The sequence below is a fragment of the Aminobacter sp. MSH1 genome (assembly GCF_003071665.1).
Classification (GTDB): Bacteria; Pseudomonadota; Alphaproteobacteria; order Rhizobiales; family Rhizobiaceae; genus Aminobacter; species Aminobacter niigataensis.
The window spans coordinates 2,468,785-2,491,850 of sequence record NZ_CP026265.1; the positions used below are offsets into that span (position 1 = coordinate 2,468,785).

Consider the following 23,066-nt stretch of genomic DNA (forward strand, 5'->3'; position numbering starts at 1 on the left):
TTCCATGGTGTTTTCGGCAAAGACCTTTGCGCGAAGAGCAACGGTCGCCTCGTTGCTGTCGCTGATGCTCGCATCCTGCGTGGTGGTGGAAGAGGGGCCTGGGCCCGGCCCGCGGCCGCCGCGTCCGGAGCCCGGACCTCAGTTCTGCACGCGCGAATATGATCCGGTCTGCGCGCGGCGGGGAAATGATCGCCAGACCTTCGCAAACTCCTGCATGGCGGAGGCCGCCGGCTACCGCATCATCCGCGGCGGCGAGTGCCGTGGCGGTGGCGGCGACGGCGGCTGGAACGGCGGTGGCGGTGGCTGGAATGGCGGCGGGGGCGGCAACCAGCAATTCTGCACCAGGGAATACCGGCCGGTCTGCGGCCAGCGCGGCGGTTCCTTGCGTACGTTCCCCAATGCCTGCGAGGCTGATTCCGCCGGCTTCCGCGTCGTCGACAACGGCCCCTGCTAGAACAGCGGCCAGCCTCCCGGCTGTCGGCGCAGGGAGGCTGGTCCCATTAGGATCAGTTCGGCGAAAAGTCGTTTGCGCGCCTGACTTCGCGCACGCGGCAATCGTCGCCGACATGGCGATGGCGCAAGACGATGCCATCGACGCGGTGCGTACGCACATCGCGGTGGCAGTCCGCTGATCGGCGCGCGGGTTGCTGCCGGCCGCCGACCAGCACCGGCCGGCAACTGTCGTGCTCGTGGTAGTGCGACGCGCGCCGGCCGATCTCGGGGATATACGAGTCACGCACGTCTTCGTGGCAGCCGCCGACTTTGAAGACGAGGCCAACGATCGCCGGCTGGAACGGCGTCGAAAGCGGCGCGGCAGAGGCAGGCAAGATCGCTGCTGCCAACAAAGTGGCGAGCGAAACGGCCAGGAATTTCATCCGGCTTCTCCTTGGGGTGGCACAACCAGCCAGCAGATTGCGCTGCGCGCAGCTAACTTCAATGGCTTGCGGTGGCCGTGAAGCCATTTCGCCTTGGCAGGGTTACCGCTTTCTTGCTGCTTGCCGGCAGGTTCGGGCGAAGGCCCGTTTCATGCCACAACTGTCCGACCGGATCGGAACGGCGGATATGCACAAAAGCCTCCGCGACATGTATCGTATGGGACCAGCCGAATAGAGTTCTGCCGCATAGCGTTTGACGGCGTCCGGGCGGACGCCACAACTGGGAGGAACAGGTCATGGCTTCAGTATCGATACATCCAGCACTCGATGGCGGCGTCAAACCGGGCAGCGCCAGCTTCAGCGGCGGCACGCTGGTTTGCGCCTGCGCCGACCGCCCGGTGAAGGTGGCGATCAAGGGACAGGTTGCCCACAACCACGCCTGCGGCTGCACCAAGTGCTGGAAGCCCGACGGCGCCAGGTTTTCGGTGGTGGCCGTCACGGCCCATGAAAACGTCACCGTTCTGGAAAACGGCGACAAACTCGCCGTGGTCGACCCAAGCGCACTGATCCTGCGCCACGCCTGCAAGGGCTGCGGCGTGCATATGTACGGCCCGGTTGAGCGCGACCACGCCTTCAAAGGCCTCGACTTTATCCATCCCGAGCGTTTCCAGGAAGCAGGCTGGGCCGAACCGGGCTTTGCTGCCTTCGTCTCGTCGATCATCGAGGCCGGGGTCAATCCCTCCGAAATGGATGGCGTGCGTGCCCGGCTGAAGGAACTCGGCCTCGAGCCCTATGATTGCCTGTCGCCCGCGCTGATGGACTACATCGCCACCTGGGTGGCGAAGAAGTCGGGTGTGCTGAAGAGCTGACCCAGCCGCAGCCAAGGGGGAAGGGCGGCCTTAGCTCGTAAAGCCTATGCCAGGCCGCCCTTCCGTCTACATGATCGCCAGACGATCCGTGCTATCGTGCGGACGGGAGAAACGGCGGCAACGCCAGATGCGCCCGCACGCCTCCGCAATCGAGGGAGGTCGAAATGGCATATTACGTTTTCCTGGTGAACTTTACTGACCAAGGGGCTCGCAGCGTACGGGACACGACGAAGCGGGCCGACGCATTCAGGGCGATGGCGGAAAAGGGTGGAGCCAAGGTGCACACGCTGTTGTGGACGCTCGGCAAATACGACGTGATCAGCATTGCCGAGGCGCCCGATGACTTGACCGCGACAGCGCTTAGCCTGTCGATATCGGAACTCGGCAATGTCAGAGCCCAGACACTCAAGGCGTTCGACGCTGGAGAGATGCGCCAGATCATAGCCAAGATGGCTTGATTTCGTTCCCCATGCGGGACGGGAGCCCCGGTGCTTGCCGGGCTTCTGTCCCGATCGACGCCAGAGGCGGGCTTGCGCTGGACGCGAAGTCGGCCATTGTGCGCAGCAGTCAAGCGCGCGGCGTGGGAACGGACTTTGAATCGTCAAAACTCAACACACGAGATGCATCCGGATCCGGCGGAATTCATCCGGGCCAACATGCGCATCGCCACAGTGCCCTCGGTGCCCGAGATCCGTCTCTACAGTGCCCATCCGGCAAGCGGGCTGTGGCGGCTTGCTGCCGATGCGGACGAAGCAGGCGAGGATCCGGCGCCCCCCTACTGGGCTTACCAGTGGGCCGGCGGGCTGGTGCTTGCCCGTCACATCCTCGACCGGCCGGAGACGGTGCGGGGGCGGCGCGTGCTCGACCTGGGCGCCGGCTCGGGACTGGTCGGCATCGCTGCGGCGAAAGCGGGGGCACGGTCGGTGCTGGCGGCCGAGACCGACCGCAACGGCGTCGCTGCGATCCGCCTCAATGCCGAGTTCAACGATGTGCATGTCAGCACAGCGGCCGCCGACCTGACCGGTGGCGCGGCGCCGGATGTCGACCTGATCCTGGTCGGCGATCTTTTTTACGCCGCCGATCTTGCAAGCCGCGTCACCGCCTTCCTCGACCGATGCGTGGTCCAAGGCATCGACGTGCTGGTCGGCGACCCCGGCCGCGCGCACCTGCCGCATACGCGGCTGAGGCTGGTCGCCGAACATGCGGTGGCCGATGTCGGTACAGGCAGTGCGGTGGCGTTGAAGCCGAGCGCTGTGTTTTCGTTCGGGTAAAGGCCCTTCGCCCTTCATTCCGGAAGATGAGCGCAGTGGATGACGAACGACGCGATGTGAGCGCTATCTTGACTTCATCCCTGTTGTGAGAATATTTCTCATATATGGAAAGTTCACTCCTCGATGAAACCGGCATCGACCGGCGTATCGCCCAGCGGCTGCGGTCGTTGCGGGCCGAGCGCGGCTGGTCGCTGGACGAACTGGCCAAGCGCAGCGGCGTCAGCCGGGCAACGCTGTCGCGGCTGGAAAACGCCGAGGTCAGCCCGACCGCCAGCGTGCTCGGCAAGCTCTGTGCCGCCTATGGGCTGACGATGTCGCGGCTGATGCACATGGTCGAAGGCGAGTTCGCGCCGGTCGTGCGCCGCGACGTGCAGGCCACCTGGTCGGACCCCGAAATCGGTTTTCGTCGACGTTCGATCTCGCCGCCGGCGCAGACGCTGGCCGGGGAGGCGTTGGAGTGTGAGCTCGATTCGGACGTGAGGATAAGCTACGACGCGCCGCCACGGCCGGGCCTCGAGCACCATCTGCTTCTTGTCACCGGGCGGCTGGCCGTGACGGTTGACGGCAGGACGCACGAACTCGGTGCCGGCGACTGCCTGCGCTACCAGCTGTTCGGGCCGAGCGCCTTTGCCACGCCTGAAGAGATGGGCGCGAAGTATCTCCTGTTTATCGTGTGAGGCATCATGACCGTCGTCATCACGACCTTTTCCGCCGACGACATCGAAAGCCACCTCGGCGCGTTGGGGGCACTCCTGCACGCCTGCGTACATGACGGCGCAAGCATCGGCTTCGTGTTGCCCTATTCGCATGCCGAGGCCGAGGCGTTCTGGACAGGCAAGGTGCTGCCCGGGGTGCGCGAGGGGACGCGGTTCATGCTGGTGGCAAGCAAGGACGACAGGATCGCCGGCACCGTCCAGCTCGGCTGCGATACCATGCCCAACCAGCCGCACCGTGCCGACGTCAACAAGCTGATGGTGCATCCCGGCTTCCGTCGCCAGGGCATCGCGCAACTGCTGATGAAAGAACTCGAGGTGCGGGCGCGGGAATTGGGACGCAGCCTGATGACGCTGGACACGCGTACCGGCGACAATGCCGAACCGCTCTATACAGCGCTGGGCTACCGGACTGTCGGCGTCATCCCAGGCTTCGCCCGCGATCCGATGGGCGGGGATCGTCTCGATCCGACGACGATCATGTACAAGACGCTCTAGAGCAGCATCCAGACGCCGGCGCCGATCAGGACGGCGCCTGCCGCGCGCGACAGCAGGCGGCCAGGAACGATGATTTTTTCCAGCAGGATGAAAGCGGCGATTGCTGCGACCCAGAGCAGGTTCATGATGCCGACGACGAACAGGATCGCCATCAGTGCCCAACAGCATCCGATGCAGTAGGTGCCGTGCTCGACCCCGAGATTGATCGCACTGCGGGGATCGGAGCGGAAGCCGCCATGGCGCATGATGAACTGCATCGGGCTCTGGCAGGTCGACAGGCAGACGTCCTTGAGCGGTGTGCACTGGTAGATGCCGGCCGCGATGAGCACGACGCCGCCAATCCTTGTGCCGAGGCCCGTCATAGGCGTCAGCAGCAGGACGCTTTCCAGCATCCATTGAGCAGATGTGGCAATCATGGAAAAGGCAACCCAGGCCAGCAGGTAGCCGGCGGCGAACCAAGCGGTCGCGGCGAAGGGCTTGCCCTGTGAGCCGGCCTGGCGCCCCACGCCGGCATAGACAAGCAGCATGGGCGCCACGGAGGGCAACATCATGCCGATCATCATGATTGCCCACATGGCGAACATGAAGGCGAAGTCGCCGACGCTCCAGCCCCGCAGGGCAGGGGCGAGCGTGCCGCCCATGTCCATTCCAGGCATGTCCATCCCGGGCATGTCAGTGCCTGAAGGCGCTGCTCCCATGTTCGCAGCGAGCCAGGCCACATAGGCCCATGCCAGCGCGGCAATGGCCACGATGGCGGCCAGGACGACCGCCCGATCTCGCTTCAACAGGAGTTCGAGGCGAGTGGCGCTCATTGAGTCGGGCGGACAACCCCGCTTTCAGTCATGTGCATCCGGGCGAAATGCGCATGCGAATCCTTGAGATCGAGCTCGATCGCGCCTGACGTCTTGACCCAGCCGCGACCGACTTCGGCGACGGTGTATTCGAAGCCGTTGGGAAGGTTGATGCGTGCCCGATGGGCCTCTGATGTCACCGGGTTCAGGATCGGCTCGCCGCGGGCCTCCATGACGCCGGGAATGTTCACACGCGCGGTGCGCCCGTCGATGTCGACCTGGATGTCGATCTTGGCAAAGACCGGGTCGTGGACCTTCTCGAAGGTCGTCGAAAAGACCTGGAAGAATGTCGCGCCGGGTTCGGTGTCCTCACCCGTCATGATCCTGAGCAGCGCTTCCCGTTGCTCCGGCGTCGCCCGTTCGTCGACGATCGCAACAACCTGGCCGTGGCCGTGATGGATCGCGCCTGGCCAGGCCACGATCATGGCGATGCGCAACCCGTCGAGCTTGGTGGTGCCATGATGACCCTGCTCGATATCGATCGCGCCGATGGCGCGGCAGTGGCCTTGGGTGGGGAGCGCATTGAACTGGCAGGGGCAGCCATAGGCGCAGTTGCAATGCAGGAATTCACGTCCCTTGATGGTCCATTTGACGGCCGACATCTTCACCTCCTTGCGTTTGCAAGTCTCGGCAAGTCGTTTGCGGGTTCGTCCCAGGTAGCTGGAATAGCCACGCCGGAACGTTCGGCACCGTCCCCAGAAGCCACGTAGTGTAGCAGAAATCGGCGGTCTCCATAACCGGCCTAAGGAGCGATTGCCGCCTCGCCAATTTCCCGGTGTGACGCCCAAGGACTGCATCGCCATACAACGAAGCTCGAAGGCCAGTGCGCGGGCGCAACGGGCTCCCGGGTTCCTGCCAGATGGCAGCTTATGTCAGTTTTTGCAGTGCAGCGGATTGACGGAAGACGAATAAAGTTTTACGACTGACGAAATTAGAAATTCGTCAGTCGTAAAATCGAGCGACCTGAACATGAACGACGTTGCTGAAAGCCCCGTGGATCTAGCGCGACAGGAGACTGTCGGGCGCATCCTCGATTCCGCCGAGCGGCTGTTCAGGCACTACGGCTACACCAAGACCAATGTGGCCGACATTGCCCGCGACCTCGGCATGTCGCCGGCCAATATCTACCGGTTCTTCGCCTCCAAGGTCGAAATCCACCAGGCGATCTGCGGCCGTATGCTCGGTGCGGTCTACCAGATGGCCTGCGAAATCCTGCGTGCTGAAGGCAGCGCCAGCGATCGTTTGCGCCGCTTCATCTATGCCCAGCACAACCTGACCGTCGAGACCATGCTCGACCAGGAAAAGGTGCATGAGATGGTCGTCGTCGCGCTGGAGCGCGACTGGCACGTCATTGAAAAGCACATTGACCGGCTGCACGACCTGATTGCGGAAGTCATCGCGCAGGGCATCGCCGCCGGCGAGTTCTCCAAGCAGGATCCGCAGATTGCCGCGCGCTGCTTCGGTGCTGCAACGGCGACACTGTGCCACCCGCAGATGGTGTCGCAGTGCGTCAACAAACCGAACCGCGCGACGTTCGAGGAACTAACGGAATACGCCCTGAGGGCGCTGAAGTAACAAGCGGCCGACGGGCCGGCATCCAGATAAACAGACAACCAGGAGTGCGAACGATGATTTCGTTCAAGACCTTCAATGCGAACCTGCGTCCTCTGGCCAGCCTGGCTTTGGTGTCGCTGCTTGGCGTTGGCCTTTCCGCCTGCTCTGAAGCCAAGACCGAGACCGTCGAGGCCATTCGCCCGGTCAAGGTGGTGGAGATCGCCAGCACGGATGCGACACGCGAACTCGACTATTCCGGAGCCGTAAAGGCGCGGACCGAGATGAACCTCGGCTTCCGCGTCGCCGGCAAGATCACCGAACGGGTGGTCAATATCGGCGACAAGGTAAAGCCGGGCGACCTTCTCGCTCGCATCGATCCGACCGACTACCAACTTGGCGAGAGCAGCGCCGAGGCGAGCCTCCAAGCTGCCGAAAAGCAGGTCGAGACCGCCCGCCTGGCCGATGAACGCGCCGATCAGCTGTTTGCCAAGAAATTCGCCTCCGAGGCGCAGCGCGAGCAGGCGGCACTTGCCTACAAGCAGGCATCGTCACAGCGCGACGCGGCCCTTTCGTCGCTGCGCCAGGCCAGGAACCAGGTCGGCTATGCCGATCTTCGTGCCGACCAGAGCGGCATCGTCACCTCCGTCAGCGCCGATACCGGCCAGGTGGTTGGCGCCGGGACGCCGGTCGTCGCGGTCGCGGTAGATGGCGACAAGGAAGTGCAGATCGCCGTCCCCGAACTGGAGATCGCCCAGTTCCAGCCCGGCAAGCCGGTCAAGGTGAGCTTTTGGTCGGACGACAAGCTCGTGCTCGACGGCAAGGTGCGCGAGGTCGCCGGCAGTGCCGATCCGCAGTCGCGGACCTTCTCGGTGCGGGTCAGCCTGCCTGACGACAGCCGTGTCCTGCTCGGCATGAGCGCCACCATCGAGGCGTCAGTCCAGAGCGGCAAGGCGGTCGTGTCGATCCCGCTCAGCGCACTGGCCAAGCAGGACGGCAAGGAGATCGTCTGGGTGGTCAACAACGACCGGGAAACCGTGCATGCGCGTGGCATCAAGGTGGCCAGCTTCGCCGCCGACGGCGTGCAGGTGGCCGAAGGCTTGAAGCCGGGCGACATCGTGGTGGCAGCCGGCACGCAGTTCATGACCGAAAACCTGAAGGTCAAGCTGCCGACGCCAGAACAGCGCGCGGCGGCGAACGAAGCCACCGCGGCAATTCGCTGAGAACAGTGCCCGCTGCGGCGGCCGATGGGGCCGCCGCCAACGCCATTCAATATTGAACCTGCGCATCTGCTGTGCCGGATCCCGGTCGCGTGCGCCAATTGGAACCACGGCCATGGACAATTCCAGCCAGGACAAGAAGCCCTTCAACCTTTCGCGTTGGGCGATTGGGCATCCGAGCATTGCGCGTTTCCTGTTCGGCCTGATCATCATCACCGGCGCGCTCGGCCTGATGCGCATGGGCCAGAGCGAGGACCCGGAATTCACCTTCCGCGTCATGGTGGTACAGGCGATCTGGCCCGGCGCCTCGATCGAGGAGATGCAGGACCAGGTCGTCAACAAGATCGAGCGCAAGCTGCAGGAAACCCCGCATCTCGACTGGGTGAAGTCCTACACCCGCGCCGGCAGCGCCATCATCACCGTCCAGGTGAAGGGCGACACCGACACCGCCGAGGTCAAGGACGCGTTCTATCAGGTGCGCAAGAAGGTCGGCGACATCTCCAGCGAGCTGCCGCAGGGCCTGCTCGGGCCGTTCTTCAATGACGAGTTCGGCGACACCTTCATCACGCTGCATTCGATTGCTGGCGAGGGCTACAGCTATCCCGAGCTGAAGGCGCAGGCGATCAAGGCGCGCGACATGCTCTTGACGACGCCCGGCGTCGAAAAGGCCGTCATCCTCGGCGACCAGCCGCAGCGTATCTATATCGACGTCTCCTCCAAGGCGCTGGCCGAACGCGGGCTTACGCTGAACGACGTGCGTAACACGATTGCCGGCCAGAACAACATCGACCCGGCGGGCGCGGTGGACACCGGCACGCATTCGGTACGCATCTCGGTCGAGGGCGATCTCTCCAAGACGGCCGACATCCGCGAGCTTAGGCTGCGCGCCGGCGACCAGATCACCCGGCTTGGCGACATCGCCACCGTGACGACTGGCCTCGAAGATCCCTATCAGCGCAAGTTCCGCTACAACGGCCAGGACAGCGTCCAGGTCGGCGTGGTGATGGCCAAGGGTTTCAAGGTCACTGATGTCGGCCATGCCGTCGAGGAGACCTATAAGCGTTTCGAGGAATCTCTGCCCTACGGCGTCTCCGTCGACCAGATCTCCAACCAGCCGGAGGTCGTCACCGAAGCCATCGGCGAGTTCATGAAGGCGCTGATCGAGGCGCTGCTGATCGTGCTCGTGGTGTCGTTCCTGTCGATCGGCTGGCGCTCGGGCCTGGTGATCGCGATCACCATCCCGCTGGTGCTCGCCGCCACCTTCGCCATCATGTACGAACTCGGCATCGACCTGCAGCGCATCTCGCTCGGCGCGCTGATCATCGCGCTGGGCCTGCTCGTCGACGACGCCATGATCGTCGTCGAGATGATGGAACGAAAGCTCGAGGAAGGGCTGGTCAAGGTCGAGGCGGCGAGCTTCGCCTACACCTCGACGGCCTTTCCAATGCTGACCGGCACCCTGATCACCACGGCCGGCTTCATCCCCGTCGGTTTTGCTGAATCGACGGCAGGCGAATATGTGCGCTCGCTGTTTTATGTCGTCGGCATCGCGCTGGTGATCTCGTGGCTCGTCGCGGTCTATTTCACGCCGTGGCTCGGCAACATGATCCTCAAGCAGCGCAATCACGCCGGCAGCCATCACGACGCATTCGACACCAGCTTCTACCGCCGGCTGCGCGCGACGGTGAGCTGGGCCGTGCGCCACCGCATCATCGTTCTGGCCCTGACGCTGGTGACCTTCTTCGGCAGCCTGTTCGCCTTCCAGTTCATTCCGCAGAACTTCTTCCCGCAGTCGTCGCGGCCGGAAATCCTGGTCGATCTGTGGCTGCCTGAAGGCACCAGCATCAAGGAGGTGGAAAAGCAGGCCGAGGCGCTGGAAGCGCGCATGATGGACGATCCGGACAAGAAGTTCATCGCCACCTATATCGGCGAGGGCGCGCCGCGCTTCTTCCTGCCGCTCGACCAGCAGCTGCGCAATCCGAACTTCGCCCAGCTGCTGATCATGGCCAATGACGAGCCGGCGCGCGAAAGGCTGATCGTCAAGCTGCGCACCATCCTGGCCGAGGATTTCCCCTCGATCCGCGGCAAGGTCGACCGCCTGTTCCTCGGGCCGCCCACCGGCTGGCCGGTGCAGTTGCGCGTTGTCGGTCCGGACCGTACCGAAGTGCGGCGCATCGCCGACGAGGTGAAGGCCAAGTTCGCGGCGACGCCCGAACTCGACGCCATTCACGACGACTGGCTCGAGCCGGTGCCGGCGATGAAGCTGGTGATCGACCAGGACCGGGCGCGCGCACTGGGCGTTTCCTCGCAGCGCATCCGCCAGATGCTGCAGGCGACGATGCAGGGCGCGCCGCTGGACGACTTCCGCGACGGCGAGGAGACGGTGTCGATCGTCGCCCGCGAGCCGGCGGCCAATCGCCAGCTTCTGTCGGCGGTCAACTCGGTCTATGTGCCGACCGACTTCGGCGGTTTCGTGCCCGTGTCGCAGGTGGCCAAGGTGCTGCCCGTCATGGAGCAGGGCATCGAGTGGCGCCGCGACCGCCTGCCGACGATCACCGTCAGGGCAACGCTGCCGGACGACATTCAACCGAATGACGTGACGATGAAGCTGTTCAACGAACTCAAGCCGCTGCGCGACAGCTTGGCTGCCGGCTACAAGGTCGAGATCCAGGGCGGAGCCGAGGATGCGGCCGAAAGCCAGGCCTCGATCGCCGCCAAGGCGCCGGTCATGCTGCTGGTGATCGTCCTTCTGCTGATGGTGCAACTCCAGCACTTCGGCAAGGCGATGCTGGTGCTGGCGACCGGTCCGCTCGGCATCATCGGGGCAGCGGCGGCGCTGCTGATATCGGGCGCGCCCTTCGGCTTCGTCGCCATCCTCGGCGTGATCGCGCTGCTCGGCATCATCATCCGCAACTCGATCATCCTCGTCGACCAGATCGACCAGGACATCGCCGCCGGCATGGAGCGCTACGAGGCGATCATCGGAGCTGCCGTGCGACGCTTCCGGCCGATCATGCTGACGGCGATGACGGCCGTGCTGGCGCTGATCCCGATCTCGCGCGGCGTGTTCTGGGGCCCGCTCGCCTACGCCATGATGGGCGGCATCCTGGTGGCGACCGTCTTGACCATCCTGGTTCTGCCGGCCGGATATGCGCTGTTCTTCGGCAAGGAGCCGAAGAAGAAGCAGGCAGAGCCCGAGGGCGAGGATCGCGGCAATGTCGCCGAGATTGCGCACAGGCCGGCACTGGCGGCGGAATAGGCGGCTTACGGCGCCTGGAGAAAAGCACTGATGTGCCCGGCGACAAGGCCGGGCGCCTCCCAATGCATGTTGTGGCCGAGGCCGGGCAACGTGATCAACCGGGCGCCACCGATCGCGCCCAGCATCTGGGCCTGATGTTCTGCCGTGGCGATGTCGTCGTGTTCACCGCGCATGATGAGCGTCGGCGCCGAAATGTCCTGCAGCAGCGGGAAGGGGTCGTAGGCCGTCTGCTCGTAGTGGATCGAATGCCAGATGCGGGCCGGAACCGAGGCGCATTCCCGCCGGACATGGGAGAGGAATGCCTCGTCGACCGGGACCGCGCCGGCGCACCAGGCCCGGATGAACGCGGATTCCGGATCGATGGGGTCGCGCAGTGCGAGGATGTTTTCCCACAGCCAGCCGGCGCGTTCGCGCGGCACTGCCGAGGTCGACATCAGCACGATCTTGCCGACCATCTGCGGCCAGCGCTCGGCGAGGGCCTGCGCGAGCCGCCCGCCTAACGAATGGCCGACGACATGGGCATTCGCGATGCCGATTTCGGCAAGGAAAAGCCTGACATCATGGGCCATTTCGGGGATGGTGTAGCAGCCCTCCGGCCTGTCGGAACGGCCATGGCCGCGCAAATCGGGTGCAATGAGCCGAAAGCCGCCGGCAAGATGAGGTGCAATCAGGCTCCAGCTTCGCGCGCTGTCGGTGAAGCCGTGGAGGAGCAGCACAGGTGTTCCGCCTGCTTCGCCCATTTCGACATAGGCAAGGCGGATGCCGTTCGGCAGCAGGCAATCCTGCTTCGAGGCGGCGAAATCGTCCTGGGACAGCCGTTGCATCAGGGACCGGACCCATCGCGCCGAAGCATCGGCTTCGACGCGGGCAGGATAGCCGGTCCGTCGGCTGGCGGCTATCCCGTCACGCGCTGCGCCGGCATGTCCCGGCCATTCTGATGTAGCGTCAGGCCTGACGCCCGGCCGCTGCCGTCGACGTCGAAGCTGATCTGGGCGTCGACGACCTTGTAGAAGAAATGCACTTCGCTTTCCGGGTAAATCTCGGCCTTGCCTTGGCCGGTCGCCTGCGCGAACAGTTGTTCGCCTTCGCGCGTAACGGTCAGCACGAAGTCCGGCGCCAAAGGGTAATTGCCGGCATAGCCGTCATAGATCGCCGGATCGACGGCTACTGCTACGCGCACCCTGGGCGGCGGGGCGAGCGGGCTGTCGCGGTTGAGCAGGTGAGCACCGATGTCGTCGACGCCGACCTCGGTCGAGGTGTTGGAGAGGGCGACGACTCCCATGCCCTTGGCCGGCAGGAAGCCGAGGAAGGAACGATAGCCGCCGGTGCCGCCATTGTGCCAGATCATCTGGTCGTCGCCGCTGCCTGAAATGACCCAGCCGAGCCCGCTCTCTTCGTTGCCCGGGCCCATCGGGCGGCGTGTCGCCAAGGTTGTGGCGAGTGCCGAGGAAAGCGGCGACGCGCGCACGCCAAGAACCATCTCCAGAAAGTTCAGCAGGTCGTTGGCCGTGGACAGAAGCGCGCCGGCGCCTGCCAGCGTCGGCAGGTCCCAATTGGGAACCGGCGCGAGGGTCTCGTCGTGGCCGTTGGCGAGCCGGTTATTCATGTCGCCAAGGACGGCGTCGGCCGTCGACGACATGCCGAGGGGCGCAAGGATGCGCTCGCGGACCAGGCTTCCATAGTCCTTGCCAGTGCGCAGCGCGAGCGCATGACCAAGGAGGCCCATCGCCAGGTTGGAATATTCGTACTGGCTGCCGATGTCTCGGGGCAGGGCGTAGCCGGATAGAAACGCATAAAGCTGCTCGACCGTGTAGTCGGCATAGGGGTTTTCCTCGTCGGCCGGCGCGAAATTGTCGGGCAGGCGCGGCAGCCCCGAGGTATGGGTCGCCAGGTCGACAAGGGTGATCTGCCTGCCGTCGCGTTCCGGCACGGCCACGTCTGCGGGCAGGTAGCTTGCGACCGGGTCATCGAGCCCGACCTCGCCGCGCCCGGCCATCTCGGCGAGCAGCAGGGCGGTGAAAACCTTGGTGATCGAGCCGATCTCGAAGACAGTGTCGCCGTCGACCGGGCGGGCATGAAAGGCGCCGAATTGGCCATGGGCAATGACGCGGCGGCCTGCCGCGCCGAAGGTGCCGACGACGATGCCGAGGCTCTGCCGCTGCAGGTCGATGCGCTCGACGAGGATGCGCCTGATCTCGGCATCGGACGGAAATTGCGTGCTAGATGAAGCGTCTACAGAAACGGTCATCGTTCGATTGGCCCTCATGCCACATGCGGATGGCCGGCTGATACCGGTCGGACATTACGCCAGCATGGCGGGCTCACCTTCTCCCACAAGGGGAGAAGGCATGGTCCGCTACTTGCCGTCAATCGCCGCTGCTTATGAGGTCGGCCGGCGGTAGGCCGACGAGTTCGCGGTAGCGATCTGGATCGGTGGCGCCTTCGGTGACCACCAGCAAAACGCGAGATTGAGCATCGAGGCCGATTGCGGCGCGCATGTCCGGATTGCGCGCGGCGGTGAGCAGTCCGGCCAGACCGGCGCCGCCGCTTTCGCCCGCGACCACCACCGGGTCGTGGCCGAGCGGGCGGGCGAGGCGGTTCATGACTTCGATGGCCGTTTCGTCCTCGACGGTCATGAAGGCGTCGGTGACACGCGACAGGATGCGCCAGGCAAGCGGCGAGGGTTCGTAGCATTCGAGCATCGCCATGACGGTCGGCTCGCCGTGCTGGAGTTTGACCGGGTGTCCTGTCCGCGCGGTCTCGAAGATGCAGGCGGCGCGTGCCGGATCGACGACCACGAAGGTCGGGCGGTTCTCGCCGAAGCGGCTCGAAAGATAGGCGGCGGCAGCGGCAGCGATGCCGCCGACGCCGGCCTGGACGAAGACATGGGTCGGCGGCGCCGGCAGCTTCTCCAGTGCCTCGCGCATTATCGCGGTGTAGCCCTGCATGACGAGGCCGGGGATGCGCTCGTAGCCGGGCCACGACGTGTCGGAAACGACGGTCCAGCCGTTTTCGGCGCAGACCCGCGCGGCCTCGGAGACCGAATCGTCATAGGTGCCGGCAACACGCACCATCTCGGCGCCGTAGCGGGCGATGGCGGCGACACGTGCGTCGCTGACGCCGCCATGGACGAAGATCACCGAACGGGCGCCGACAAGCTGTGCCCCTTGCGCGACCGAGCGGCCATGGTTGCCGTCCGTGGCGCAGCCGAAGGTCATGGCTGACGAAATCTTTGCCACTTCAGGGCTGTGCAGTTCGGCCATGCCGACCGGGCGGCCGAGCTGGCTTTCCGCCGCTTCCAGTACCAGGCGGATGACGGCATAGGCGCCGCCAAGCGCCTTGAAGCTGCCGAGGCCGAGGCGATAACCCTCGTCCTTGAGGTGGATGGCGCCGAGGCCGAGGTCAGCGGCAAGCGCAGGCAGCGACCGCAGCGGCGTCGGCTTGTGGTTGGGCCGGTGCGACAGAAAGCGTTCGACGGCCTCCGCGGCCTCGACACCAAGCGTCTCGGCGTCGATTGGCTCGAGCGGCCGGCGATAGTCCGGGTGTTGGTTGCGAATAAGCATGGGCCGATGTCTCCTCTTTCGGCGCATTTATATTGCAGCGCCGGCGAGAAATGCGCTCTATTCTGGCGTCGTTGGTGCAAGTTTGTTTCGCGAGGGATGATGGACAGGCAGGCGGTACCGGGTCTCGATGAATTCGACCTGAAGATCCTGGCCATTCTTCAACGCGACAATACCACGCCGCAACGCGAGATCGGCGAAGCGATCAGCCTGTCGGCGCCGGCGGTGCAGCGGCGCATCAAGCGCATGGAAGAGGGCGGCGTGATCTCTGCCAATGTCGCGGTGATCGACCCCGAAAAGGTCGGACGACCAATCACCGTCATCGTCGAGATCGCGGTGGAGAGCGAGCGCGTCGACCTGCTCGATGCAGCAAAGGCGAGCTTTGCCGCCGCGCCCGAGGTGCAGCAGTGCTACTACGTCACCGGCGAGGCCGATTTCGTGCTGGTGGTCACGGTCGCAAGCATGGCCGAATACGAGGCGCTGACGCGGCGGCTGTTCTTCGCTAATCCCAACATCAGGCGGTTTCGCACGCTGGTGGCGATGGACCGGGTGAAGGCCGAGCTGACCGTGCCGGTTGGCTGAACGCCCCGTCCGCCGCCCGGCGGACGGGTTTCATCTATGAAGGCCGCTACTTCTTGACCGGTGCGTTCATGGCCCAGGAGACGCCGAAGGGATCGCGCAACTGGCCCCAGCGGTCGCCCCAGAACATGACGTCGAGCGGCACGACGACCTCGCAGCCGGCATCGACGGCGCGCTTCCACCAGGCATCGATGTTGTCGCCGAGGATGAGCTGCATGGTGTAGCCCTGCGCCTTCTCGTGCGGATGGCCGTGCTCCGGATAGGCGTCGCAAAGCATCATCGAGCTGCCGTTGACGTAGAGGTGGATGTGCATGGTCCGGCCCTGCTCGTCCGGCGGGATGGCGAAGGCCGTCTCGGCGCCGAAGGCGCGCGTGTAGAATTCGGCCGCCTTGCTGGCGCCGTCGACCTGCAGATAGGCGATCAGGCCGCCGAGAACCGGGGGAGCGGCGGTCGGTGCAGTGCTGTCGGGCATTTTTCTCTCCGTTCGTTGATGGCCGTTGCCGCCGGCGAAAGCGTGCGACTCGGCTGTTCAGGCATCGAACCGGGTGCGTGTCGCGCTCGGCGGTTGGATGCCTTGAACTGAAGACGAACGAAGCCTGCCGGAACCTACATGTCCGGCCAATATTTTTCGCGAACAACCGGAGGCACCGCCCCGAGCTCTTCCTGGGTTGCAAGCTAGCGGTGCTGGCAGGCGTGAGCCGGTTCAGTTCGAGTTCGTGTTCGAATTGCTCGACGAACTGGTGCTCGTCGAGGTGCTGGTCGACGAACTGGTGCCGGTGTTGCTCTGGGAGTCGCTGTCGGTGGTGCAACTGCCGTTGGAGCAGCTCCTGGAGCGCGAGCTCGACTTGCTCGTCGACTTGGAGACCGTGACCGACCGGCTGCCGATCAGGATGGAAGCACTGCCGACGGTGGCGAACGGCACCATCGCCGGTCTCGACGCCGGTAGCGGGCCCGCTTCCGCGGCGGAGAAGGTCAGGACCGCGCTTGCGAAGATCGCGGCCGAGGCGAAGCGCTGGAACCTTGCCATTGCACATGCTCCTTTGCGTGGCACACCAAAACGCCATTTGAACATGGCGATGCGTGGCGCGTGAATTCGTCAATTGGAGCTAGACGGGTCGGCACGGCCAGGGGCAATCAAGCTTCAACGAAGAAGCTTGTCGTATTCTGCGTGCTTCCCAATCCAGAACCAGACGAAGTCGTGCTCCAGTCTGACGGCGACCGCGCGATGGTCACGCCCGACACGCACCGACCAATAGCGGCCGACAGACTTCAGATGCAGTGAAGGGTGGTGCGGGTCTGCGCGAAGCAAGGCAAAATTCTTGTCGGCCAATTGCTGCACAGGCTCAGGGAGAAGATCGTATGCCGCCCAGAACCTTGAGCTGGCATGATGGTTCAAAGCGGCCGCGTCCGTCCGGACTTGAGTTCAGCCAAGGCTTCTTCCGCAAACCTGTCCAACTTGCCGGCGGCGACGTCTTCCTCGATCTGTCGGTCCCAGCGTTCGGCCTGCAGTTCTGCGAACCACGCGGCGAACTCCTTCAGCTCGTCCTTGGACAGAGACTCAACCGACTTTTCGATCTGCTCGAGCTTGGTCATGCTGACAAGATAACATGATGCCAATCGGGGGCAACGGCCGGCCTATTTCCCCGGCCGTCCTGATTTGCCCGGCTTCTTCTTTGCGCGCGCGGCTTCGGCCGGATCCTCGTAGGAGCCGGCACCGATCTTGGCGCGCTTGACCGGCTTGACGCCTTCGACCGGCTTTTCGGTGCGGCGGACGGTCATCTCGTCGAGGCTGTTCTTCTTGAACAGCGAATTGCCGTCTTCGGGGACGCCGTAGTCCGAACCATGGGCTTCGGCTGCCGACTGCTTCTTGAACAACGAGCGTGACACGGCACCTGCGGGCGTCGTCATGTCGGTGCCTGGCCCCATGTCGTCGATATGAGGCTTGGCGAACAGCGACTTGCCTGCGGGCACAGTGCCATCGGCACCCATTTCGTCGAGGTCCGGCTTGCGGAACAGGTTCGGACGGGCAGCCTTGGCTGCCTCCTCGGCGGCGCGTGCCTCGTCGAGCTTGCGGAAGCGTTCCTGCTCCTCAACCGTGCGATGCTTGGCCACGCCCTTGTTGTGCTTGCCCTTTTCGCGCCCCGACGCCGGACTTTCCATATCGGCATATTTGGCCATCGGGTCGTCCGAGATGGCCAGTTCCATCTCGCGCAGGCGCTTGATCTCGTCGCGGATGCGGGCTGCCTTCTCGAAGTCGAGGTCGGTGGCGGCATTGCGCATCTGCTTTTCGAGCGCATCGAGATGGGCCTTGAGGTTGTTGCCCATCATCGCACCGGCATTGTCGGTGAACTGCGAGATGTCGGCGCGGACGTGGTCCTTCTCGTAGACCGACTCGAGGATGTCGGAGATGCGCGACTTGACGCTTTCGGGCGTGATGCCGTTGGCCTCGTTCCACAACATCTGCTTTTCGCGGCGGCGCGACGTCTCGGCCATGGCGCGTTCCATCGAGCCGGTGATCTGGTCGGCGTAGAGGATTACTTTGCCATCGACGTTTCTTGCCGCGCGGCCGATGGTCTGGATGAGCGAGGTCTCGGAGCGCAAGAAGCCTTCCTTGTCGGCGTCGAGAATGGCGACGAAACCGCATTCGGGAATGTCGAGGCCTTCGCGCAGAAGGTTGATGCCGACCAGCACGTCGAAGGCGCCGAGCCTGAGGTCGCGGAGGATCTCGATGCGCTCCAGCGTGTCGATGTCGGAGTGCATGTAGCGGACGCGGACGCCGTGCTCGTGCAGATATTCGGTCAGGTCTTCGGCCATGCGCTTGGTCAGCACGGTGACGAGGGTACGGTAGCCGGCCTTGGTCGTCTCGCGGATTTCGCCGACGACATCGTCGACCTGGGTCTTGGCCGGGCGCACCTCGACCGGCGGGTCGATCAGGCCGGTCGGGCGGATGACCTGCTCGGCAAAGACGCCGCCGGCCTCTTCCATCTCCCAGTTGCCGGGCGTCGCCGACACAGCGACGGAGAGCGGGCGCATGGCGTCCCATTCCTCGAAGCGCAGCGGCCGGTTGTCCATGCACGAGGGCAGGCGGAAGCCGTATTCGGCCAGCGTCGCCTTGCGCCTGAAGTCGCCCCGGTACATGCCGCCGATCTGCGGCACAGTGACGTGGCTTTCGTCGATGAAGACGAGCGCGTTGTCGGGGATGTATTCGAACAGGGTGGGCGGCGGATCGCCGGGGCGGCGGCCGGTGAGATAGCGCGAATAGTTCTCGATGCCGGCGCAGGAGCCGGTGGCCTCGAGCATCTCGAGGTCGAAACGGGTGCGCTGTTCCAGGCGCTGAGCCTCGAGCAGGCGGCCAGCCTTTTCAAGCTCTTGCAGGCGGTGCTGCAGCTCTTCCTTGATCGACTTGATGGCCTGATTCAAAGTCGGGCGCGGCGTCACATAGTGCGAGTTGGCGTAGATTTTTACGCTTTTGAGGTCGCCGGTCTTCTGGCCGGTGAGCGGGTCGAACTCAGTGATGGAGTCGATCTCGTCGCCGAACAGCGAAATGCGCCAGGCCGAGTCCTCCAAGTGGGCCGGAAAGATCTCGATGGTGTCGCCACGGACGCGGAACGAGCCGCGGACGAAATTGATGTCCTGGCGCTTGTATTGCTGGGCGACAAGGTCGGCGAGTAGCTGGCGCTGGTCGAGCCGGTCGCCGACCGCCATCTGGAAGGTCATGGCGGTATAGGTTTCGACCGAGCCGATACCGTAGATGCACGAGACCGAGGCGACGATGATGACGTCGTCGCGTTCGAGCAGCGAGCGCGTCGCCGAGTGGCGCATACGGTCGATCTGCTCGTTGATGGTCGATTCCTTCTCGATATAGGTGTCGGTGCGCGGGACGTAGGCCTCGGGCTGGAAGTAGTCGTAATAGGAGACGAAATACTCGACCGCGTTGTCGGGGAAGAACTTCTTGAATTCGGAATAGAGCTGGGCGGCCAGCGTCTTGTTGGGCGCCAGGATCAGCGCCGGGCGCTGCGTCTCTTCGATCACCTTGGCCATGGTGAAGGTCTTGCCCGAGCCGGTGACGCCGAGCAGAACCTGGGTGCGCTCGGTCGAATTGACGCCTTCGACGAGATCCTTGATGGCGGTGGGCTGGTCGCCGGCCGGCTCGAACTCCGACTGCATGACGATCTGGATGCCGCCCTCGGACTTCTCCGGCCGGGCAGGGCGGTGGGGAACCCAGATCTCGCCGTTCTTGTGCAGCGGGTTACCGCTTTCGATCAGCGCCGACAGGGCGGCGACGGTCGCGGTGACACCGGAATTGGACAGCGAGGCGGCGTCTTCGAGAGAGATGTCGAGGCCGGCGACCGGGTTGAGGCCGGCGGCGGCGCGATCCTTGGCCGAGGCGGCACCGCCCATCGAGGTGCCGCGCGCCGAGCGTGTGGGTGCAGAGCTCTTTTCGGGGATCTTCTTGGCCTTTGGCTGCGGCTTCTCCGCCTCTCTGGCGATCTCTTCGGCCCAGTCGGAAATCGAGCCGGACAGCGGCGCGCCTGAAAGCTCCGCCTGCGGCGCTTCGCCGAAGCCGGGGCGATGCAACGGCTCGGACGCATCGAGGAAATCAGTCACTCCATTGCCGCCACGCTTGCGCGGCGCGGCACGGTTGTCAGCCCCCGAAGCGGGCGATTTCTTGTCAGCAGATTTGGCCATGAGCGGAATATGGGCGGTATCAGCAGAAATGGAAAGGGCACGGGCGCCGGAATGCCGGACCGGCGGCCGCGACCGTTCGTGCTCCTGACATCAGGCTGTCAGGAAGTCGTCAACGCGGGCAGGGGAAGCCCGGGGCGATCTTGCAGTTGGCGCCGGGCGGGCGCGGCCTTGGCGGCCGTGGCTTGGGGGGACGATTCCAGTGTGGGGGCCGGTTCCAGTGCGGCGGGCGATAATGCGGCGGACGCACGACGATGGTCGGCGCCACGACGACTGCCGGCGGACGGCCGACATAGTCGGAGAGATAGTTGGCCGAGACCCAGCCCCTCAGCCGCGAACCGTAGACATTGCACCAGTTGCTTTCGCAGCCGCGCAGGTCGACGCGCGTGCCTTCATGTAGCATCCCGATCTTGGCATAGCCGGTGCTGGGGCCGCTGCGCACATTGACGTTGCCGGTGGTGTAGGCGTCGGCGGCAAGTGCTGCGGCCGGCAGCGCCATCATCCCGGCCAGAATGGCCGCCGTGATGCCAAGTCTTCGAAATATCATGGGCAGTCCTCCAAGCCGAAATTCATTTCGAAACGACCCAAAATACAAGCTGTCTTGCCGCGCGCCAGTATACTGGTTCGATTATCCTTTATGCTTGGGTAATGGCATGGGTTGCGGTCGTGACACCGGTCGCGGCCACGACCGGGGGGCGCTGTCGCACTTGCCGCAGCGTCAATTGGCCGGTATGGCGTCCGGTCAGCTATCTCTGAGCCAAGGGCGTCGGTCTTTGTGGCCGTCGAGACGCATCTGTCCGGAAACACGGCATCAACGGAAATGCGCAGATGAGGATCACGCATCTGGTGGGCCATGCCGGGCTGAACGGTGTCGCGACCAGCTCGAGGATGTTGATCCAGGCGCAGCTCGATGCCGGGCACGACGTGTTGCTGGTGCATTCGCGGAATTCCTGGATCGAACACCAGAAATTCGACGGTCCGCTCGAGAAGATGGGTTCGGATTTTGCCACCACTCCGGCCGAGTTGCGCCGCGTCGGCTACGCCGCGCGCGACTGGGGCGTGGACGTGGTGCATGCCCATGGCAGTCGCGGCAACAAGTTCGGTCTGGTGTTCCGATGTGCCGCCGGCACGCCGATCGTCATGACTGCGCATACCCGCCAGTTCCAGCTGCCATGGCTGTTTGCCCATGCGGTGATCGCGCCGAGCCAGCAGACCGCCGATTATTATCTGTCGCGTCGGCTGGTGCGGCGGCGGAACATGCATCTGGTGCGGCACATGTTCGACGTTGGCAGTGTCGTGGCAGCGACGCTCACGAGCCGAAGTGCTGCGCGGGCGGAGCTGGGGATCAAGGCGTCTTCCTTCGTCATTGGTTCGGTCGGCGAAATCGACGCGCGCAAGAACCAGATCGAAATGGTGCGCGTGTTGAAAGGGCTGATCGGACGAGGCATTGATGCGGAAGTGCTGCTGATCGGCGAGAAGCGCAACATGGCCGGCGATGCGCAATGGAGCGCTGCCGTCGCCGACCCACAGATCAAGGGGCGCCTGCACCTGCCGGGCGAACGGCAGGATGCTACCCGGTTGCTGCACGCCATGGACGTCTATCTCTGCACGTCGAAGATGGAGGAGGGTCCGATCGCCACGCTCGAGGCAATGGCCACGGCGCTGCCAGTGCTGTCCGCGGATATAGGCTACTCCTCGGCACTGCTGCGCGACGGCATCAATGGCTGGATCTTCCCGCATGGCGATGTCGAGCGGATGACCGAAACCGCGTCGATGCTTGCCCGTGACGCAGCGTTGCGCCAGTCGATCGGAACGGCCGCGAGGCAGACGATTGCCGAACGGCTCGCACCGCAGGCGATCGTGCCTGAAATCGACAGGGTATACCGCCTCGCCATCGAACGCGCCGGCAAGAAGCTGCCGTAAAAATAGCCGGGGGCAGCCGTGTCGCGCCAGCCGCGTACACTGATTTGCTGCTAGGGTGCGGGCGACTAATTTCGGGCGACGCGTGTCCAGCAACTATCCCTTCTCCTACAAGCTCTCCTGGCCGGCCCGGTTTCTGAAGCCGTCGCTGCGCGGCGGCATTTTGGCTCCGGTGCCTGCCGAGGCAGTGCTGTTGCCCAGACCGGAAAAGAGCGTGCGGCTGGCTTTCGTCGGCGACATCTCGGCGGTCGCCAACCGGCGGTCGCCGGTTTGCGACGGGGAACTGAAGGTGCTGCTCGCCTCCGCCGATCTGGTGGTCGGCAATTGCGAAAGCCCCGTGGTGCGGCGTCCTAGAGCGCGTTTCGGGACGCGGCTCGGAACGCATCATGCCATGACGCGCGAATTCCTGGCCAGCGCGCTGGAAGCTACAGGAATGACGCCGCAGCGGCTGGTGCTGTCCTTGGCCAACAACCACGTGCTCGACCAGGGGATCGAAGGTTTTGACGAGACGCTGTCGACCCTTGGTGCGCTCGGCATTGCGACGATAGGCACCTCGACGGCTGTGACCAAGGTGGCCGTCGGACCGCTCACGCTCGGGCTTATCGCGTTCACGCAATGGCGCAACGCCGCGGCAGCGGAGTTTGCTGGCCGGGTGGCGATGGCCGAGGACTTTTTCGCCGATAGCCGGGATGGACTGCCAGGCGCGCAAGGCGTCGACCTGATGTGCGCTGTGCCGCACTGGGACTGGGAGTTCCGGCATTTTCCGCGCGATCAAACGCAGGCCTGGGCGCAACGTCTGGCCGAACGTGGTATCGGTCTGGTGGCCGGGCAACATGCCCATGTCGTGCAGCCGATGGCGCGGATCGGCGAGACGCTCGTCGCCTACGGGCTTGGCGACTTTTTCGGCACGGCGCTCGCGCGCCAGCCGTGGCCGGGGCGGATCGGGGCGATCCTCATTGCCGAGGTCAGCGCCGATGCCACGACGCGCGGCCAGGTCGCCAGCTACCGGCTGGTGCCGTTCATGCGCCTGCGCGACGGAGACCGCGAAACGCTGGTGCCGCTCGACAAGGTCGAAGGCAGGCCAGGCGTCCAGGCGCGGGCACGCTGGGAAGCAGTCTGCCAAGGCGGCTGAGCAGCCCTCACATGTTGATTCCGCATGTTGCGCCATCCCCTTGTTTGCGCCGCGACATTTGCCGAAAAGCCGCTATCATCCG

Annotated in this window: 24 protein-coding genes; 13 read left to right on the forward strand and 11 right to left on the reverse strand. The window is 64.6% G+C overall.

Annotation, left to right across the window (positions count from 1 at the left end; all coding sequences use genetic code 11):
- The first annotated feature begins 4 nt into the window (after positions 1-4).
- Positions 5-454, forward strand: a complete 450-nt coding sequence (locus CO731_RS12245) for a Kazal-type serine protease inhibitor domain-containing protein (protein WP_108607334.1) — start codon at positions 5-7, stop codon at positions 452-454.
- Between the two features lie 52 nt (positions 455-506).
- Here CO731_RS12245 and CO731_RS12250 read toward each other — a convergent pair whose 3' ends face one another.
- Positions 507-875, reverse strand: a complete 369-nt coding sequence (locus CO731_RS12250; RefSeq protein WP_108607335.1) for a hypothetical protein — start codon at positions 873-875, stop codon at positions 507-509.
- 296 nt (positions 876-1,171) lie between these two features.
- On the opposite strand from CO731_RS12250, the gene gfa reads away from it, so the two are divergent.
- The 5 genes from gfa (at position 1,172) to CO731_RS12275 (ending at position 4,226) form a co-directional block, all read left to right on the forward strand.
- The gene (gfa, locus tag CO731_RS12255) at positions 1,172-1,744 is read left to right on the forward strand and encodes an S-(hydroxymethyl)glutathione synthase (protein ID WP_108607336.1); all 573 of its coding nucleotides are present in this window, start codon (positions 1,172-1,174) and stop codon (positions 1,742-1,744) included.
- A gap of 164 nt (positions 1,745-1,908) precedes the next feature.
- Positions 1,909-2,202, forward strand: coding sequence for a GYD domain-containing protein (locus CO731_RS12260; protein ID WP_108607337.1), 294 nt, complete (start codon positions 1,909-1,911; stop codon positions 2,200-2,202).
- A 162-nt stretch (positions 2,203-2,364) separates the two neighbouring features.
- Positions 2,365-3,015 carry a 50S ribosomal protein L11 methyltransferase gene (locus CO731_RS12265; RefSeq protein WP_108607338.1) on the forward strand — a complete coding sequence of 217 codons (651 nt, stop codon included), beginning with the start codon at positions 2,365-2,367 and terminating at the stop codon, positions 3,013-3,015.
- A gap of 104 nt (positions 3,016-3,119) precedes the next feature.
- Positions 3,120-3,692, forward strand: a complete 573-nt coding sequence (locus CO731_RS12270; protein ID WP_108607339.1) for an XRE family transcriptional regulator — start codon at positions 3,120-3,122, stop codon at positions 3,690-3,692.
- Positions 3,693-3,698: 6 nt separating this feature from the next.
- Positions 3,699-4,226, forward strand: a complete 528-nt coding sequence (locus CO731_RS12275) for a GNAT family N-acetyltransferase (RefSeq protein ID WP_108607340.1) — start codon at positions 3,699-3,701, stop codon at positions 4,224-4,226.
- Here the strand turns inward: CO731_RS12275 and CO731_RS12280 are convergent.
- Both CO731_RS12280 and CO731_RS12285 read right to left on the reverse strand, forming a co-directional pair.
- Positions 4,223-5,038: a DUF2182 domain-containing protein gene (locus tag CO731_RS12280; RefSeq protein WP_108607341.1), complete on the reverse strand. Its 816-nt coding sequence runs from the start codon at positions 5,036-5,038 to the stop codon at positions 4,223-4,225. The genes CO731_RS12275 and CO731_RS12280 overlap by 4 nt on opposite strands.
- Entirely contained in the window at positions 5,035-5,679 is a 645-nt protein-coding gene (locus CO731_RS12285) for a DUF1326 domain-containing protein (RefSeq protein WP_108607342.1), read from the reverse strand. The genes CO731_RS12280 and CO731_RS12285 overlap by 4 nt, the downstream gene beginning before the upstream one ends.
- Before the next feature lie 367 nt (positions 5,680-6,046).
- Here CO731_RS12285 and CO731_RS12290 point away from each other — a divergent pair, with 367 nt between their 5' ends.
- From CO731_RS12290 to CO731_RS12300, 3 genes are all read left to right on the forward strand, one after another.
- A complete protein-coding gene (locus tag CO731_RS12290; protein WP_108607343.1) occupies positions 6,047-6,652 on the forward strand; it encodes a TetR family transcriptional regulator in 606 nt (201 codons plus the stop codon).
- A gap of 53 nt (positions 6,653-6,705) precedes the next feature.
- A complete protein-coding gene (locus CO731_RS12295; protein ID WP_108607344.1) occupies positions 6,706-7,851 on the forward strand; it encodes an efflux RND transporter periplasmic adaptor subunit in 1,146 nt (381 codons plus the stop codon).
- A gap of 112 nt (positions 7,852-7,963) precedes the next feature.
- Positions 7,964-11,107, forward strand: coding sequence for an efflux RND transporter permease subunit (locus CO731_RS12300; RefSeq protein WP_108607345.1), 3,144 nt, complete (start codon positions 7,964-7,966; stop codon positions 11,105-11,107).
- A gap of 5 nt (positions 11,108-11,112) precedes the next feature.
- Here the strand turns inward: CO731_RS12300 and CO731_RS12305 are convergent, their stop codons facing one another.
- The 3 genes from CO731_RS12305 to CO731_RS12315 form a co-directional block, all read right to left on the reverse strand.
- Positions 11,113-11,934, reverse strand: coding sequence for an alpha/beta hydrolase (locus CO731_RS12305; RefSeq protein ID WP_199914629.1), 822 nt, complete (start codon positions 11,932-11,934; stop codon positions 11,113-11,115).
- A 68-nt stretch (positions 11,935-12,002) separates the two neighbouring features.
- Positions 12,003-13,355 carry a serine hydrolase gene (locus CO731_RS12310; RefSeq protein ID WP_108607347.1) on the reverse strand — a complete coding sequence of 451 codons (1,353 nt, stop codon included), beginning with the start codon at positions 13,353-13,355 and terminating at the stop codon, positions 12,003-12,005.
- A 118-nt stretch (positions 13,356-13,473) separates the two neighbouring features.
- Positions 13,474-14,670 carry a diaminopropionate ammonia-lyase gene (locus CO731_RS12315; RefSeq protein WP_108607348.1) on the reverse strand — a complete coding sequence of 399 codons (1,197 nt, stop codon included), beginning with the start codon at positions 14,668-14,670 and terminating at the stop codon, positions 13,474-13,476.
- 99 nt (positions 14,671-14,769) lie between these two features.
- Between CO731_RS12315 and CO731_RS12320 the strand changes: the two genes are divergently transcribed.
- Positions 14,770-15,249, forward strand: a complete 480-nt coding sequence (locus CO731_RS12320) for an Lrp/AsnC family transcriptional regulator (protein ID WP_108609797.1) — start codon at positions 14,770-14,772, stop codon at positions 15,247-15,249.
- Between the two features lie 46 nt (positions 15,250-15,295).
- On the opposite strand, the gene CO731_RS12325 is transcribed toward CO731_RS12320, so the two are convergent.
- A complete protein-coding gene (locus CO731_RS12325; RefSeq protein ID WP_108607349.1) occupies positions 15,296-15,718 on the reverse strand; it encodes a glyoxalase/bleomycin resistance/extradiol dioxygenase family protein in 423 nt (140 codons plus the stop codon).
- 244 nt (positions 15,719-15,962) lie between these two features.
- On the opposite strand from CO731_RS12325, the gene CO731_RS12330 reads away from it, so the two are divergent.
- Entirely contained in the window at positions 15,963-16,337 is a 375-nt protein-coding gene (locus CO731_RS12330; RefSeq protein ID WP_108607350.1) for a hypothetical protein, read from the forward strand.
- Positions 16,338-16,387: 50 nt separating this feature from the next.
- Here CO731_RS12330 and CO731_RS12335 read toward each other — a convergent pair whose 3' ends face one another.
- The 4 genes from CO731_RS12335 to CO731_RS12350 form a co-directional block, all read right to left on the reverse strand.
- A complete protein-coding gene (locus tag CO731_RS12335; RefSeq protein ID WP_108607351.1) occupies positions 16,388-16,642 on the reverse strand; it encodes a hypothetical protein in 255 nt (84 codons plus the stop codon).
- Positions 16,639-16,839 carry a hypothetical protein gene (locus CO731_RS12340; protein ID WP_108607352.1) on the reverse strand — a complete coding sequence of 67 codons (201 nt, stop codon included), beginning with the start codon at positions 16,837-16,839 and terminating at the stop codon, positions 16,639-16,641. Before CO731_RS12340 ends, CO731_RS12335 begins: the two co-directional genes overlap by 4 nt.
- Positions 16,840-16,881: 42 nt before the next feature.
- A complete protein-coding gene (gene uvrB / locus CO731_RS12345) occupies positions 16,882-19,935 on the reverse strand; it encodes an excinuclease ABC subunit UvrB (protein ID WP_108607353.1) in 3,054 nt (1,017 codons plus the stop codon).
- Between the two features lie 109 nt (positions 19,936-20,044).
- Positions 20,045-20,479, reverse strand: a complete 435-nt coding sequence (locus tag CO731_RS12350; protein ID WP_108607354.1) for an SH3 domain-containing protein — start codon at positions 20,477-20,479, stop codon at positions 20,045-20,047.
- 281 nt (positions 20,480-20,760) lie between these two features.
- On the opposite strand from CO731_RS12350, the gene CO731_RS12355 reads away from it, so the two are divergent.
- Positions 20,761-21,855 carry a glycosyltransferase family 4 protein gene (locus CO731_RS12355; RefSeq protein WP_108607355.1) on the forward strand — a complete coding sequence of 365 codons (1,095 nt, stop codon included), beginning with the start codon at positions 20,761-20,763 and terminating at the stop codon, positions 21,853-21,855.
- Positions 21,856-21,937: 82 nt separating this feature from the next.
- The gene (locus CO731_RS12360; RefSeq protein ID WP_343207451.1) at positions 21,938-22,984 is read left to right on the forward strand and encodes a CapA family protein; all 1,047 of its coding nucleotides are present in this window, start codon (positions 21,938-21,940) and stop codon (positions 22,982-22,984) included.
- The last annotated feature ends 82 nt before the right edge of the window (positions 22,985-23,066 follow it).

Coding starts and splice junctions, on each gene's coding strand:
- CO731_RS12245 (WP_108607334.1), top strand. CDS start 5: ATGGTGTTTTCGGCAAAGACCTTTGCGCGAAGAGCAACGGTCGCCTCG.
- CO731_RS12250 (WP_108607335.1), bottom strand. CDS start 875: ATGAAATTCCTGGCCGTTTCGCTCGCCACTTTGTTGGCAGCAGCGATC.
- gfa (WP_108607336.1), top strand. CDS start 1,172: ATGGCTTCAGTATCGATACATCCAGCACTCGATGGCGGCGTCAAACCG.
- CO731_RS12260 (WP_108607337.1), top strand. CDS start 1,909: ATGGCATATTACGTTTTCCTGGTGAACTTTACTGACCAAGGGGCTCGC.
- CO731_RS12265 (WP_108607338.1), top strand. CDS start 2,365: ATGCATCCGGATCCGGCGGAATTCATCCGGGCCAACATGCGCATCGCC.
- CO731_RS12270 (WP_108607339.1), top strand. CDS start 3,120: ATGGAAAGTTCACTCCTCGATGAAACCGGCATCGACCGGCGTATCGCC.
- CO731_RS12275 (WP_108607340.1), top strand. CDS start 3,699: ATGACCGTCGTCATCACGACCTTTTCCGCCGACGACATCGAAAGCCAC.
- CO731_RS12280 (WP_108607341.1), bottom strand. CDS start 5,038: ATGAGCGCCACTCGCCTCGAACTCCTGTTGAAGCGAGATCGGGCGGTC.
- CO731_RS12285 (WP_108607342.1), bottom strand. CDS start 5,679: ATGTCGGCCGTCAAATGGACCATCAAGGGACGTGAATTCCTGCATTGC.
- CO731_RS12290 (WP_108607343.1), top strand. CDS start 6,047: ATGAACGACGTTGCTGAAAGCCCCGTGGATCTAGCGCGACAGGAGACT.
- CO731_RS12295 (WP_108607344.1), top strand. CDS start 6,706: ATGATTTCGTTCAAGACCTTCAATGCGAACCTGCGTCCTCTGGCCAGC.
- CO731_RS12300 (WP_108607345.1), top strand. CDS start 7,964: ATGGACAATTCCAGCCAGGACAAGAAGCCCTTCAACCTTTCGCGTTGG.
- CO731_RS12310 (WP_108607347.1), bottom strand. CDS start 13,355: ATGACCGTTTCTGTAGACGCTTCATCTAGCACGCAATTTCCGTCCGAT.
- CO731_RS12315 (WP_108607348.1), bottom strand. CDS start 14,670: ATGCTTATTCGCAACCAACACCCGGACTATCGCCGGCCGCTCGAGCCA.
- CO731_RS12320 (WP_108609797.1), top strand. CDS start 14,770: ATGGACAGGCAGGCGGTACCGGGTCTCGATGAATTCGACCTGAAGATC.
- CO731_RS12325 (WP_108607349.1), bottom strand. CDS start 15,718: ATGCCCGACAGCACTGCACCGACCGCCGCTCCCCCGGTTCTCGGCGGC.
- CO731_RS12340 (WP_108607352.1), bottom strand. CDS start 16,839: ATGACCAAGCTCGAGCAGATCGAAAAGTCGGTTGAGTCTCTGTCCAAG.
- uvrB (WP_108607353.1), bottom strand. CDS start 19,935: ATGGCCAAATCTGCTGACAAGAAATCGCCCGCTTCGGGGGCTGACAAC.
- CO731_RS12350 (WP_108607354.1), bottom strand. CDS start 20,479: ATGATATTTCGAAGACTTGGCATCACGGCGGCCATTCTGGCCGGGATG.
- CO731_RS12355 (WP_108607355.1), top strand. CDS start 20,761: ATGAGGATCACGCATCTGGTGGGCCATGCCGGGCTGAACGGTGTCGCG.